12 protein-coding genes are annotated in these 14,405 nt (G+C 71.0%); 6 read left to right on the top strand and 6 right to left on the bottom strand.

Going from position 1 to position 14,405, the window contains the following annotated elements:
- Positions 1–7 precede the first annotated feature (7 nt).
- From NW895_RS37345 to NW895_RS37365, 5 genes are all read right to left on the bottom strand, one after another.
- Complete coding sequence (locus tag NW895_RS37345) at positions 8–892, bottom strand: carbohydrate ABC transporter permease (RefSeq protein ID WP_289941511.1); 885 nt, start codon at positions 890–892, stop codon at positions 8–10.
- A gap of 8 nt (positions 893–900) precedes the next feature.
- The gene (locus tag NW895_RS37350; RefSeq protein ID WP_289941390.1) at positions 901–1,866 is read right to left on the bottom strand and encodes a sugar ABC transporter permease; all 966 of its coding nucleotides are present in this window, start codon (positions 1,864–1,866) and stop codon (positions 901–903) included.
- A gap of 20 nt (positions 1,867–1,886) precedes the next feature.
- Positions 1,887–3,152 carry a sugar ABC transporter substrate-binding protein gene (locus NW895_RS37355; protein ID WP_289941391.1) on the bottom strand — a complete coding sequence of 422 codons (1,266 nt, stop codon included), beginning with the start codon at positions 3,150–3,152 and terminating at the stop codon, positions 1,887–1,889.
- 282 nt (positions 3,153–3,434) lie between these two features.
- Positions 3,435–4,679 (bottom strand): ROK family transcriptional regulator, encoded by a 1,245-nt coding sequence (locus NW895_RS37360; protein WP_289941392.1) that lies wholly within the window; start codon positions 4,677–4,679, stop codon positions 3,435–3,437.
- A 93-nt stretch (positions 4,680–4,772) separates the two neighbouring features.
- Positions 4,773–6,038, bottom strand: a complete 1,266-nt coding sequence (locus tag NW895_RS37365) for a D-arabinono-1,4-lactone oxidase (protein ID WP_289941395.1) — start codon at positions 6,036–6,038, stop codon at positions 4,773–4,775.
- 131 nt (positions 6,039–6,169) lie between these two features.
- On the opposite strand from NW895_RS37365, the gene NW895_RS37370 reads away from it, so the two are divergent.
- The 6 genes from NW895_RS37370 (at position 6,170) to NW895_RS37395 (ending at position 14,016) form a co-directional block, all read left to right on the top strand.
- Entirely contained in the window at positions 6,170–7,177 is a 1,008-nt protein-coding gene (locus NW895_RS37370) for a hydroxyacid dehydrogenase (RefSeq protein WP_289941397.1), read from the top strand.
- A gap of 101 nt (positions 7,178–7,278) precedes the next feature.
- Positions 7,279–8,619 (top strand): radical SAM protein, encoded by a 1,341-nt coding sequence (locus tag NW895_RS37375; RefSeq protein WP_289941399.1) that lies wholly within the window; start codon positions 7,279–7,281, stop codon positions 8,617–8,619.
- A 185-nt stretch (positions 8,620–8,804) separates the two neighbouring features.
- The gene (locus NW895_RS37380) at positions 8,805–10,304 is read left to right on the top strand and encodes a cellulose-binding domain-containing protein (RefSeq protein WP_289941401.1); all 1,500 of its coding nucleotides are present in this window, start codon (positions 8,805–8,807) and stop codon (positions 10,302–10,304) included.
- A 402-nt stretch (positions 10,305–10,706) separates the two neighbouring features.
- Entirely contained in the window at positions 10,707–11,798 is a 1,092-nt protein-coding gene (rsgA, locus tag NW895_RS37385; RefSeq protein ID WP_289941403.1) for a ribosome small subunit-dependent GTPase A, read from the top strand.
- 245 nt (positions 11,799–12,043) lie between these two features.
- On the top strand, positions 12,044–13,423 hold the full coding sequence (locus NW895_RS37390) for a DNA-3-methyladenine glycosylase 2 family protein (protein WP_289941513.1): 1,380 nt from the start codon (positions 12,044–12,046) through the stop codon (positions 13,421–13,423).
- Complete coding sequence (locus tag NW895_RS37395; RefSeq protein WP_289941404.1) at positions 13,423–14,016, top strand: methylated-DNA--[protein]-cysteine S-methyltransferase; 594 nt, start codon at positions 13,423–13,425, stop codon at positions 14,014–14,016. Before NW895_RS37390 ends, NW895_RS37395 begins: the two co-directional genes overlap by 1 nt.
- On the opposite strand, the gene NW895_RS37400 is transcribed toward NW895_RS37395, so the two are convergent.
- Positions 13,949–14,323, bottom strand: coding sequence for a PPOX class F420-dependent oxidoreductase (locus tag NW895_RS37400; protein WP_289941405.1), 375 nt, complete (start codon positions 14,321–14,323; stop codon positions 13,949–13,951). The genes NW895_RS37395 and NW895_RS37400 overlap by 68 nt on opposite strands.
- Positions 14,324–14,405: the final 82 nt, after the last annotated feature.

Consider the following 14,405-nt stretch of genomic DNA (forward strand, 5'->3'; position numbering starts at 1 on the left):
CTCCTAGCTAGCCCTTGATGCCGGTCTGTGCGATGCCCTGCACCAGCCAGCGCTGGAGGAAGAGGAACACGAACACCAGGGGCAGGATGGAAACGGCCGTGGCCATGAAGATCATATGGAAGACGACGGTCTGGTTGGTCATATAGCTGGAGAGCGCGACCTGGACGGTCCACGCACTCGGGTCCTGGCCGATGACCAGCGGCCACAGGAAGGCGTTCCAGCCCTGGATGAAGGTGATGGTCGCCATCGCCGCGAAGAAGTTCAGCGAGTTGGGCACCACGATGCGCCAGTACGCGCCCCAGTAGCCCAGTCCGTCCACGCGTGCCGCCTCCTCCAGCTCCTTGGGGAACCCCAGGAAGTACTGCCGGAACAGGAAGCAGGTGAAACCACTGAACAGCCCCGGGATGATGAGACCCCGGTAGGTGTCCACCCAGCCGAGCGACGACACGAGCACGAAGCTCGGGACGAAGGTGACGGCGGTGGGGACCATCAGGGTCCCGAGGACCGCGTAGAAGACCTTGTTGGCGTGCTTGTACGGGATGCGCGCGAGACCGTAGCCGGCCAGGGAGCACACCAGCAGGACGCCGACGGTGTGCAGGGTGGCCACGATCGCCGAGTTCCACAGGGACTGGGCGAAGGGGACCGTCTCGTCGGTGAACAGCTCCTTGATGTTCCCCCACTGGATGTCCGTGGGGAAAATCTTCCAGTTCTCGCCCGTGATCTCGGCGTCGGTGGAGAGGGCGTTGCGGAGGAGAACGTAGAACGGGACCAGGAAGAGGAAGGCAGCGACGCCGGTGGCGACGTAGAGGCCGGTATTGCCGATCACACCGCCACCGCGCTTGACGCGGCCGGGCTTGCCGGTCGGCGGCGCGGACTTCTGGATGTCGGGCATGGTGGTGGTCACTTGGACTCGTCCCCCCTTCCGAAGCCCATGATCTTGCCCTGGAGCAGGGTCACGGCACAGATCAGCACGGTCAGGATGAGCGCTCCCGCGCTGCCGGCGCCGTAGTCCTGGCTCTCGCCCAGGGCCTTGTAGTACAGCTCCATGAGGGGCGGGCGGCCCCAGGTGGTCTTCGACAGCAGGTTGAAGAACTCGTCGAAGGCCTGGTAGGCGGCGATGAGCAGGAGCAGGATCACCGCGGTGGACGTGGCACGCAGCTGGGGCAGGGTGATGTGCCGGAAGGTCTGCCAGCCCGGCTTGGCGCCGTCGAGGGCGGCCGCCTCGTACAGCTCGTCCGGGATGTTCTGCAGCGCCGCGATGAACAGGATCATGTAGAAGCCGGACTGGAGCCACAGCCGGGCGGTCACGATGACCAGCCAGTACCAGGGCGGGTTGGGGTCGATCAGCCAGGCGATGTTGTCGATCCCGAACCAGCCGAGGACCGTGTTCATCAGGCCGAAGCGGACGCCGCTGAAGATGGACATCTTCCAGATCAGCGCGGCGGCCACATAACTCACCGCGGTCGGCAGGAAGAAGACCGAGCGGAAGAACGCCCGCATGAACCGCAGCCGGTTCACCAGCAGGGCCAGGCCCAGCGAGAGCGCCCAGGTGGTGGGCACGATGAACGCGGCGAAGACGGTGAAGGTGCCGAGCGAGCCGACGAAGTCGTCGTTCGTCAGCATGTACGTGTAGTTGTCGAACCCGACGAACTTGTCGGGCGTGACGGTGAAGCGGGCCTCGAAGAAGCTGAGCCAGAGGCTCCAGAGGATCGGCGCGTAGACGAAGATCGCCAGACCGATCAGGAACGGCCCGGTGAAGAGCCAGAAGTTGAAGGTGGGGCTGCCCCGCAGACCCCGCCGCGGCTTGGCCGGTGAGGCCTTCGCCGAGGCGGGGCGCGCGAGGTCGCGCGTCGTGGTCGTCGACATGTCGTGGTCCGTTCCGCGGCTTATCCGAACAGCTTCTTGAGCTCGCGGTTGACGGCCACGTCGGCCTTGTCGAGAGCCTTCTCCGGGTCCATGCTCTTGCGGACGGAGTTGGCGAAGACGTCCTCCAGGGCGGTGATCATGGCCTGGGTCCAGCCGATGTTGTCGAAGTGACCGAACTCGTTGAAGAGCCGGACGCCCTCAGCCGCGTTGCCCGACTTGAGCTTGGTGGCGGACTGCGCGAGCGACTTGCGCGGCGGGATGTGGAAGCCGTAGGAGGTGGCCCAGTCCTCCTGGTACTTCTTCTGGTCGATCCACAGCCACTTCACGAACTCCTTGGCCGCGTCGACGTTCTTGCCCTTGGCGTTGACGAACATCGACCAGCCGCCGTTGTAGACCGACTGCTTGCCGGAGTCGACGGTCTTCGGGAAGGGGAAGACGCCCCAGTCGTCGCCGAGCGCCTGCTGGATCTGCGGCATCGCCCACATGCCGCAGAACTGGATGGCGCACAGGCCCTGGTTGAGCGAGGAGGGGTCCCAGGACTCGGTCGGGGCGCCGAGGAGGAGGTGGCCGCTGGTGAACAGCTTGCGCATCTTCTTGAGGCCCTCGACGACGCCGTCCGTGTGGTAGGCGATCTCGTTCTTCTCGTTGAGGGTGTCGGCGCCCGCCGACCAGATCATCGGGTTGATGACGTTGTGCAGGTCGTTGCCCAGGTACAGGCCCTTGACCTTGCCGGTGGTGAGCTTGGCGGCGGCCTCCATCAGCTCGTCGAGCGTGGTCGGCACCTCGACCTTGGCCTTCTCCAGCATCGACTTGCGGTAGAAGAAGAACTGCGGGTCGTCGATCATGCGGACGCCGTATATCTTCCCGTCGACCGTGTGCGACTTGATGTCGGCCGGGTTGAAGTCGTCCTTGACCGGGTCGATGATGTCGGTCAGGTCCGCCACCTGACCGCTCTTCACCATCTGGATCTGCGGGTGGAACTCGAACAGGTCCGGCGCGTTCTTGGTGAGCAGGGCCGAGAAGAGCTTGCTCTCGAAGTCCGCGCTGGTGATCCACTGCGTGGTGACGTTGGCGTCCTTGTAGGCCTTCGCGTAGCGCTTGATGGCTTGCTCGGTGCCCGCCTCGCCGTACGCGTGGAACATCTGCACCAGGTTCGTTCCGGAACCGCCGCCGCTGCCGCGGCCGTTGTTGCTGCCGCACGCGGAGAGCGTGCCGGCGGCGGTCAGGCCCAGGGCGGCCCGCAGTACGTTTCGGCGGTCCCAGTTGCTGTTGCTCAATGCCGACATGCTGACGTCCTTGTCTCGTTTGCGGCTGCGGCTCGGTGGCTCAGCGTCAAGTGGCTCAAAGAGGGTTGCGGTGCGGGACGTTAACCTTCGGCTAAGGCTTCGGCAAGGGGTTGAACGAAGTCTGTTCGAAGCGTTGCGAAACGTTCGGGATGCCGAACCTGACGGGGTATCGGCCCGCCGCACCAGCGGCCCGCCATCCTTGAAGAGGAGGAATTACTTCCGGAATTACTTCAGGAACCAGGCCTGCTTGGTCTTTCGGTCGGAGGTCGGTTCCTTCCGTCGTCATGAAGGCGGCGCGGTACGGCTCCTTGCGGGGACGGTGCGTTTGTTGCTCCTCTGCCCGACGGACTGCAGGGCACCTTCGAGCGCGAACGTCGCCGCGCCCAGGCACACCGGGTCGGTGGGGATCGGAGAGAGGACGATGTCGGTGGCGGCCAGCGGCCGCCGGAGCGCGTGCCGGGCGACGGCCTCGCGCACCTCGGCCAGGAGGGGCTCGCCGAGCGTGGCCGCCACCCAGCTGCTGAGCACGACCACCTCGGGGTTGAGCACGTTGACCAGGTCGGCGATCCCGGCGCCCAGGTAGCGGGCGGTGTCCCGGACCACCTTCACCGCCACGGGGTCGTTCGCGGCGACCCCGCGGGCCAGCGCGTCGATGGTGGCCGTCTGGTCCTCGGGGTGCAGCAGCGTGCTCTGCGGGCTCAGCTCCCTCAGGTTCAGCATGATCCCGGGCGCCCCGACGTACGTCTCCACGCAGCCGTGGTTGCCGCAGTGGCACAGCCGCCCGTCCAGCACGAGCGTGGTGTGGCCCCACTCGCCGGCGCTGTTGCTCCCGCCCCGGTGCAGCCCGCCGCCCAGCACGAGCCCGGCGCCCACCCCGGTCCCGAGGTTCACCACGACCGCGTCCCCGTACCCGCGCGCGGCCCCGAACCACAGCTCGGCCACCGCGCAGGCGCGCAACGGGTTGTCCAGGTACAGCGGGTAGGCGATGTGCTCGGTGAGCAGGTCGAGGAGCGGCACGTCGTGCCAGTCCCAGTTCGGCGCGTACTCGGCGATGCCGGTGTCCCGGTCCACCTGGCCCGGCACGCTCACCCCCACGCCGAGCACCCGGGCGCCCTCGACGCCGGCCTGCGCGACCACCGAGCCGACGGCCGTGGCGACGTGGCCGACCACCTGCTCGGGCCGGCTCTCGCCGGGGCGCATGTCCTCGTCGGCGCGGGCCAGCACGTTCAGGGCGAGGTCGAACAGCTCCACGCGGACATAGGTCTCCGCGATGTCCACCCCGATCAGCGCGCCCCCCGACGCGTTGACGGCGACCAGACCCCGGGGGCGGCCGCCGGCCGAGTCCTCGAACCCGACCTCGGTGATCATCCGCAGGTCGAGCAGCTCGCCGACGAGGGTGGCGACCGTGGCGAGGCTGAGGCCGGTGGCGGCCGCCAGCTCCTGCCGGGACGTGGGTGACTGGGCGATGATCTGGCGCAGCACCTCATAGCGGTTCGCCGTGCGGATGTCACGTGATGTGCGCTTCACCGAACAGCACCCATCCCTTCCAGGCCAGGCCGGGGCTACCTCGGCACCGGCGCGGCGCAAGGCTATGGGGTGCCGGGGACTTTCGACAAGGGGTTAGGAAAGGGGCTTTATAAAGTCGGCGCCCAGCGCGTCGCGCACAAAGGCGTTGGTGAACTTACCGGCCGGATCCAGCTCCCCGGCCAGCGCCCGGAAATCCCCGAGCCGCGGGTACCGCTCCCGCAGCACCGCCGCCGGCACGGTGAACACCTTCCCCCAGTGCGGCCGCGCCTGGAAGGCGTCCAGCGCCTCCTCCACCCGCCGCACCACCGGCAGCACCGCCGCCGTGTCCTCGACCCAGGTGAAGTGCACCGCCACGCTGTCCCGTCCGTACGCCGGGCTCAGCCACTGCTCGTCGGCGGCGATCGTGCGCACCTCACAGATCTGCAGCACCGGGGCGACCGTCGTCCGTATCGCGTCCAGCGCCCGCAGCGCGTCGAGGGCGTGCGGCCGTGGCATCAGGTACTCCGACTGCAGCTCGGCCCCGCTGCTCGGGGTGAACTCCGCCCGGAAGTGCGGCAGCCGCTCGTGCCACGGCCCGGGCACGCCGAACTGCTCGGTGCAGTGGACGGCGGACATGCCCGGTACCGGATGCATCTTCTCGGTGGCGGGCGTGGCCCACGGGAAGCCGGGCAGTGGCTGGTCGGTGCGCCGCTTCAGCCACACCTGCCTGAAACCCGGCGCACGCCAGTCGGTGAACAGGCTGACGCTGTACGCCGTCGCCGCCACGGTCTCGTGGTCCAGCCCGTCCAGCGGCAGCTCGGTGAAGACGTGCTGCTCGACGTCGAAGGAGGGCTCCAGGTCGAGGGTGAGGGCGGTGACGACTCCCAGGGCACCCAGGGAGGTGACGGCGCCGCCGAACCGCGGGTCACCCCGCCCGATCGTCACCGTCGAGCCGTCCGCCACGACCAGCTCGACCTCCCGCACGGCCGACGCCAGCGGTCCGTTGGCCACCCCGGACCCGTGCGTGCCGGTCGCCACCGACCCGGCCACGGAGATGTGCGGAAGCGAGGCCATGTTGGGCAGCGCCAGCCCGTGCCCGTGCACCCGGCGGGCCAGTTCCGCGTACCGGACACCGCCGCCGACCCGTACCGTACGGGCCGTGCTGTCGACCTCCACCTGCGGCGGCAGCGCGTCGAGCGAGAGGAGGACCCCGTCACCGCCGGGTTCGGCGATCTCGTTGAAGGAGTGCCCGCTGCCGAGCACCCGCACCCGCGCGCTGCCGGCGACCAGTGACCGCAGCGCGTCGAGCGAGTGCGGCCGCTGGAGCTCCTTGGCGGTGTAGGTGATGTTGCCGGCCCAGTTGGTCACGGTCTCGGTCATCCGGTCGCCCCTCCCCGGGGAATTCAGGAACCAGGAGTTCAACGCCGGAACCTACCCCGGTCGCCGGAGCTCGGCTCTACCGTGGAGATCGCTTTCTACCCGCCCCGTCACCCGAGCCGGAGGCCACCGTCTTGTCCGAGCGTCCCCAGGCGCTGTTCGCCATGTCCGCCGAGAACGTGCCGCATGTCTTCCCGCCGGAGGTGCTGGCACGGCTGACGGAGTCCGTCGACATCGATCCCGGCCTCGTGGCGGAGGACCTCACCGACCCGAGGATCCTGGAGGCGCTGGCCCGTACCGAGATCCTGATCACCGGCTGGGGCTGCCCCCGCCTCGACGCGCGGGCCCTCGACGCCGCGCCCCGGCTGCGTGCCGTGCTGCACTCGGCCGGCTCCGTCAAGGGCTTCGCCACGCCCGAGGTCTGGCGGCGCGGCATCGCCGTCTCCTCGGCGGCCGCCGCGAACGCGCTGCCGGTCGCCGAGTACACGCTCGCCATGATCCTGCTGGCCGGGAAGGACGTCCTCGCCGCCCGCGACCGACTGCGCGCCGACCGCGCCTTCCCCGGCTGGGGCATCGTGCCCGGCATCGGCAACCACGGCCGCCGCGTCGGCGTCGTCGGCGCCTCCCGCATCGGCCGCCGCGTGCTCGAACTGCTGCGCCCCTTCGACCTGCGCCCCGCGCTCACCGACCCCTACGTCGACGATCAGGAGGCCGTCGCCCTCGGCGTCCCCCTGCTGCCGCTGGACGACCTGCTGCGCAGCTGCGACATCGTCACCGTCCACGCCCCCGAGACCCCCGAGACCCGGCACCTGATCGGCCGCCGCGAGCTGGCCCTGATGCCCGACGGGGCGGTACTGATCAACACCGCGCGCGGCGGACTGGTCGACCACGACGCCCTCGTCGACGAACTGCGCACCGGCCGCCTGACCGCGATCCTCGACGTCACCGACCCCGAGCCGCTGCCCGCCGACTCACCCCTGTACGACCTGCCGGGTGCCTTCATCACGCCCCACCTCGCGGGTTCCCAGGGCAACGAACTCGCCCGCCTCGGCGCCACGGTCGCCGAGGAGGCCGAACGCCTGCGCACGGGAGCCCCACTGGCCCACGCGATCGACCGGGCGTCACTGGAACACACGGCATGACACCCCCCAGGGCCGCGGCGAGGGGGACCCCCGGTACGGCTCCCGCACCCGCGGGGGCATACCGTGAGGAGTCGTACGTGCGCACCGGGAGGAGACACGGGATGGGCAGCCGTACCGCGCTGGTCGAGGATCTGATGGAGCGTTTCCCGCACGTGCCGCGGGAAGCCGTCTTCAAGGAGGACCTGCTGCGGGGTGGTGTGGCGTTCGACCCCTCGGCCCTGAGCGACAACGAGGGCGGTGAGGTCAAGCCGAAGTCGTACTTCATCTTCTCCTTCGACCACGGCACCCTGCCCGAGCTGGGTGAGGCCGCGCTGCGCCGCCCGCCCGAGGAGATCATCCTCACCGGCGGCCCGTACGACCTCCGGCGGACGGTCGTCTCCGTCCGCGTGAACCCGTCGTCGCCGTACCGTGTGGCCGCCGACGAGCAGGGGATGCTCGGGCTGTACCTCGACGGCGGGCGCATCGCCGACGTCGGTGTGCCGCCGATGCCGGAGTACTACCGGCACACCCTCTCCAACGGGAAGTCCGTGATGGAGGTGGCCCCCACCATCCAGTGGGGCTACCTCATCTATCTGACCGTCTTCCGCGTCTGCCAGTACTTCGGCGCCAAGGAGGAGTGCCAGTACTGCGACATCAACCACAACTGGCGCCAGCACAAGGCGGCCGGGCGGCCTTACACGGGCGTGAAGGATGTCGAAGAGGTCCTGGAAGCCCTGGAGATCATCGACCGGTACGACACCCAGAAGGCGTCCACGGCCTACACCCTCACCGGCGGCGCCGTCACGTCGAAGGTCGCCGGGCGCGACGAGGCCGACTTCTACGGCCACTACGCCAAGGCCATCGAGGAGCGCTTCCCCGGCCGCTGGATCGGCAAGGTCGTCGCCCAGGCGTTGCCCAAGGCCGACGTCCAGCGGTTCAAGGACTACGGCGTGCAGATCTACCACCCCAACTACGAGGTGTGGGACCGCCGCCTGTTCGAGCTGTACTGCCCGGGCAAGGAGCGGTACGTCGGCCGCGACGAATGGCACCGCCGCATCCTCGACTCGGCGGACGTCTTCGGCCCGCGCAACGTCATCCCCAACTTCGTGGCCGGCGTCGAGATGGCCGAGCCCTTCGGCTTCACCAGCGTCGACGAGGCCATCGCCTCCACCACCGAGGGCCTGCGCTTCTTCATGTCGCACGGCATCACGCCCCGGTTCACCACCTGGTGCCCCGAGCCCACGACCCCGCTCGGCAAGGCCAACCCGCAGGGCGCGCCGCTGGAGTACCACATCCGGCTGCTGGACGCCTACCGCGCCACGATGGACGACTTCGGCCTCTCCTCCCCGCCCGGCTACGGCCCGCCCGGCGCCGGCCGCGCGGTCTTCTCGGTCAGCTCCTTCATGGACAGCCTTCCGGCGGACGAGCCGGTGGACGAGCCGGTGGAGGCGGAGGCCCGTTGAAACGTCCGGGCCCGTCTTCCGTATGACTACCGGAACCGTGTCCGTCGTGGCGGTCGGCCCGGGTATTTGAATACGGCGCTTGTCAGTTGTGTCCAAGCCGTGAAAGGCTCGTGCCCTGCCCCGAGGTTCCGCCAACTCCGTTGCCGTTATGTGGAGTTGACCTCGTTCGTGGATGCAGGAGACTCATGCCCGACCTGCCGACCCCTCAGGACGCCTCCGAGGCCGCGCTGTTCTCCGAGTGCTGGGACGCGGTCCTCTCCTACGCCGATCTGTGCACGGCCGGTTCCGTCGCGGCCACACAGCTGGCGACGGAGGCGTTCGCGCACGGTATGCGCGAGGCCCGTTCCGCCGAGGCCGGGACGATCAGGAGCGCCGGCCGCCGCCCCTCCCGGCTGCCCCGGATACCCCTGCTGCTGACCGCCGTGCGCACCACGGCGGAGGCCTGGGAGACCGGCGGCCAGGGACACAAGCTGGATCCCGAGCTGCGGCTCTGGCTGAACTCCGACAAGGCGGCACGGTACACCGGGCCGCCGCTGCAGCGCCCGCTCGCCCTGCGCGGACTGCGCGACATGCAGGGGCCGGACGCCGAACTGCTGTGGCTCGCCGAGGTGGAGGCGCTGCCGCTGCCCACCGTGGCCCGCCGCCTCGGCCTCGACCCGGCCGCCGTGGCCGAGGAACTCGACCAGGTGCGCGGCCTGTTCCGGGACCGCTGCCACCGCAACCACCTCGACACGCCGATGGACGCCCAGTGCCGCAGCTACGCCCGGCTGCTGGACGCGATCACCCGTTCGCCCGCCGCCGACACCCCGGGCGACCTCTCCCGCCACCTCGCCACCTGCGTCCAGTGCGCCGAGGCCGCGGCCTGCCTCCGGCTGCACGGCGGGGGACTGCCCGCGGCCCTGGCCGGGGGAGTCATCGGCTGGGGCGGCCTCGCCTACCTGGAGCGCCGCCGCCGGGCCACCGAGGTGCGCCTGGGCGCCGGGCGTCCGGAGCCGGCCGACCCGGAGCCCGGGGAGGCGCACGAGGCCGCGCACAAGGCGCGCGTCGCCCGCAACGGCCTGCTCGTCGCGGCCGTCCTGGTGTCCCTGCTGGCACTCGGCGTCTCGATGATGCCGTTCGGCGGCGACCACGACGACGCCGCGGCGCCCGCGGACTCCTCCGACAGCCAGCCGGTGGCCGACCCCGGCCCGTCCGTGCCCTCCGTCGCCCCGCTGCCGTCGTCCGGTTCCCCGAAGCCGTCCGGCAGCGCCGAGAAGGACCCGTCGCAGAAGCCGGGGAAGCCGGACAAGCCGGGGAAGACGCACCCCGAGCCGGAACCCCAGGGCACGTCCTCGTCCACCACCGCCCCGCCGGACCCGGACGAGAGCGAGTCGCCGACCTGCGTCGTCCAGTACGACCTCGTCAACCAGTGGCCCGACGGCTTCCAGGCCACCGTCACTGTCACCACCACCCGTCCCCTCGACACCTGGCGTGTCGCCTGGTCGTTCCGGGACGGCCAGAAGGTCGGCCAGATGTGGGACGCCAGCTTCTCCCAGAACGACTCCCGCGTCACCGCCACCGCCGCCGACTACAACAGGTCCGTCCCCGCCGACGGCAGCCTCTCCTTCGGCTTCCTGGCCTCTTGGCGGGGCAAGAACTCACCGGGGTACGACTTCACGCTGAACGGGCACGACTGCGCGATGTGACGTCGGTGGCCAGGGACGCGAGAGCGTCCCGCACCTGTTCGGCGCTGTCGGTCCGGTCGCGGGTCCACGGCGCGAGAACTCCGTGTCGCCGCCCCAGCGGCTCCAGGCACGGGCCAGTTCCGGGCCGCACAGCGAGACATACGGCAGTTGGTAGGGGTCAGAAAACCGGTGGCGCGCGGGAGAGCCCGCGTCTATGGTGGCTTCGAATCGTGCGGTGGCCGAGTGCCGCCGTGCCGTGCAGGTCCGAGTGAGTGAGGAGGTGCTGACCGATGGCTGTCATTGCGACGAGCGCTGCCCGCATTCAGTTCATCAAGTCCACCTCCGTGGCCTCCGGCTGATTCCACCCTTCTTTCTCCGCGTGCGTTCGCGGCTGCCGGGGCCACCCTTGTGAAGGGTCACCCCTTGAGTTCCACTTCTGCTTTCTCCGCGCTGGCTCCCTATGGCTGGGACGAGGCCTGGGCCGACGCGTTCGCCCCGTACGACACCGAGGGGCTGCTGCCCGGACGCGTGGTCCGGGTCGACCGCGGGCAGTGCGACGTGGTCACCGCCGACGGGCTGCTGCGGGCCGACACCGCGTTCGTCACCCCGCACGATCCCCTGCGGGTGGTGTGCACCGGCGACTGGGTCGCCGTCGAGCCGGCCGGCAGCCCGCGCTACGTACGGGCGTATCTGCCGCGCCGTACCGCCTTCGTGCGTTCCACCTCCTCCAAGCGGTCCGAGGGGCAGATCCTCGCGGCCAACGTCGACCACGCCATCGTCGCCGTGTCGCTGGCCGTCGACCTCGACCTCGCCCGCATCGAACGGTTCCTCGCGCTCGCCTGGGAGTCCGGGGCGCAGCCGGTGGTCGTGCTGACCAAGGCCGACCTCGTGCCGGACGCGGTGACGCTGTCGTACCTCGTCCAGGACGTGGAGACGGCCGCGCCGGGTGTTCCGGTGCTGACCGTCAGCGCGATGGACGGGGACGGGCTGGACGTCCTCGCCGCCGTCGTCTCCGGCGGTACGGCGGTGCTGCTCGGGCAGTCCGGCGCGGGCAAGTCCACCCTCGCCAACGCGCTGCTCGGCGCGGACGCCATGGACGTCCAGGCCACCCGGGACGTCGACGGCAAGGGCCGCCACACGACGACCACACGCAACCTGCTCCTGCTCCCCGGCGGGGGAGTACTGATCGACACGCCCGGGCTGCGGGGCGTGGGGCTCTGGGACGCCGGGAGCGGGGTCGGGCAGGTGTTCTCCGAGATCGAGGAACTGGCCGAGCGGTGCCGCTTCCACGACTGCGCCCACGCGTCGGAGCCGGGGTGCGCGGTGCGGGGCGCCATCGAGGCCGGGGAGCTGCCGGAGCGGCGGCTGGAGAGCTACCGGAAGCTGCTGCGGGAGAACCAGCGGATCGTCGCCAAGACGGACGCGCGGGTCCGGGCCGAGATCCGGAGGGACTGGAAGCGGAAGGGAGCCGAGGGACGGGCGGCGATGGAGGCGAAGCGGGGACGCCTGCGGTAGGAACGCCCGACGCCGGTGCGGACGGATGCCCCGCCCGCACCGGCGACGCAGGGGCCGTCCTGTCCGGTGTGTGTCCGGGTTCAGGGCGTTGGGTGGGGCGGGGTGCCGGTGGTGGGCGCATGGTGCGGTGCCAGGTCATGGCGGGGGTTCGCCGTCGCCCGTATCGGCACGGGGACGCCTGCTCCAGCGTCATGTCCGATTTCCGCCAGCCGTGGCGTCGCGGGCGGCGGAGACTGGACAGCGTGATGGACGAGGACACCAGGTACGAAGCCGTGCGGAGCCGGGACGCCCGGTTCGACGGTGTGTTCTTCTTCGCGGTCGAAACGACCGGCATCTACTGCCGCCCCAGCTGCCCGGCGGTGACGCCGAAGCGGCACAACGTGCGGTTCTACACCACGGCCGCCGCCGCCCAGGGCTCGGGTTTCCGGGCCTGCCGGCGGTGCCGTCCGGACGCCGTGCCGGGATCCGCGGAGTGGAACGTACGGGCGGACGTCGTGGGCCGGGCCATGCGGCTGATCGGCGACGGCGTGGTCGACCGGGAGGGCGTCGCCGGGCTCGCCGCACGGCTCGGCTACAGCGCACGGCAGGTTCAGCGGCAGCTCACCGCGGAGCTCGGCGCCGGACCGGTGGCCCTCGCCCGGGCCCAGCGGGCGCACACCGCGAGGGTCCTGCTGCAGACCACCGACCTGCCCGTCACCCAGATCGCCTTCGCGTCCGGCTTCGCCAGCGTGCGGCAGTTCAACGACACCATCCGGGCCGTGTACGCGGCGACGCCGAGCGAGCTGCGCGCCGCCGCCCCGAAGGGCGGCCGTACCCCCGGACACCCGTCGGCCGGGATCCCGCTGCGGCTCGCCCACCGGGGCCCCTACCAGGCCGGACCCGTTTTCGACCTGCTGCAGCGCGAGGCCGTCGCGGGCGTCGAGGAGGTGAGCGGTCCCCCGGGCCGCCGCACCTACCGGCGCACCCTGCGCCTGCCCTACGGCACCGGGATCGTCGCCGTCGACGAGCGGCCGGGCACGCCGAGACCGCGTGGCGGCGGCTGGCTCCAGGCCCGCCTCCACCTCACCGACCCCCGCGACCTCACCACCGCCGCCGGGAGGCTGCGCCGGCTGTTCGACCTCGACGCCGACCCGTACGCCGTCGACGAGCGGCTCGCCGCCGACCCGCGGCTCGCCCCGCTGGTCGCCGCCCGGCCGGGGCTGCGCTCGCCCGGCGCCGCCGACCCGGAGGAACTGGCGGTACGGGCACTGGTGGGCCGCACCGAGGCCGAGCGGCTCGTCCAGCGGTACGGCAAGGCGCTCGACGCCTCCTGCGGCAGCCTCACGCACCTCTTCCCCGAGCCGGCCGTCCTCGCCGAGGCCGAGCCGGACGGCACCCTGGGCGCCCTCGCCGCCGCCCTCGCCGACGGCGCCGTACGCCTGGATCCGGGCGCCGACCGGGACGACGCGCAGCAGGCCCTGCTCGCCCTGCCCGGCCTTCACGCCCGTACGGCCGCCGTCGTCCGCATCCGGGCCCTCGGCGACCCGGACGTGGCCCTGCCCGGCACCGCCCTACCCGACACCTGGCGACCCTGGCGCTCGTACGCCCTGCACCACCTGCGCGCAGCAGGGGACTTGGAGTTCTGATGACCGGCGAGACCGCCACCTACGAGACCGCCGCCTACTGGACCACCGTCGCCAGCCCCCTCGGCCCGCTCCTCCTCACCGCCGACCCGACCGGCGCCCTGACCTCCCTCTCCGTGCCGGGCCAGAAGGGCGGCCGCACCGTGCGGGAGGGCCGGCAGCACGACCCCGGACCCTTCCGCGAGGCCGAGGAACAGCTCGCCGCCTACTTCGCCGGGGAGCTCAAGGAGTTCCGGCTGCGGCTGCGCAGTGACGGCAGCGCGTTCCGGGAGAAGGTGTGGACCGCGCTCGACACCGTGCCCTACGGGACGACCACGACGTACGGCGAGATCACCGCGCGGATCGGCGCCTCCCGGGCCGCCGTACGGGCCGTCGGCGGGGCGATCGGCGCCAACCCGCTGCTGGTCGTCCGCCCCTGCCACCGGGTGATCGGCGCCGACGGTTCCCTGACGGGGTACGCGGGCGGGCTGGAACGCAAGACGCGGCTGCTGGAGCTGGAGGGCGTGCTCCAGGGGATGGCGGAGGGTTTCAGGCGTCCTCTGCCAGCCCCCAGCTGTGGATCCACTTCGGGTGGATCCGGATCAGCTCCTCGCTGAAGTGCGGGCCCAGGTCGTGCGGGCCGGTGAGGAGTTCGGCCTCACCGCGGATCTCGACGCCGCGCACCCTCCAGGGGCGCACGCTGACGACATCGTCCACGACCAGCGCGACCTTCGGGTTCCGCTGGAGGTTGCGCCACTTCTTGGTACGGCCCATCGCGTGGCCGCCGACCAGGATCGTCCCGTCGTCCTGCGGGAAGAAGCCGACGGGGTTCGCCTGCGGCTGTCCCCCCGGGTCGACGGTGGCCAGCCGCCCCAGCCGCTGCGACATCAGATACCCGCGCTCCGCCTCGCTGAACTCGGTCATGACGGCAGCCAATCACGCCCGCCCGCCGGGCGCATCGGATCCTTGTCCCAGGGCTTCGGGACTACACCGCCGGTGTGGCAGG

The organism is Streptomyces sp. S.PNR 29, assembly GCF_030386795.1.
GTDB lineage: Bacteria > Actinomycetota > Actinomycetes > Streptomycetales > Streptomycetaceae > Streptomyces.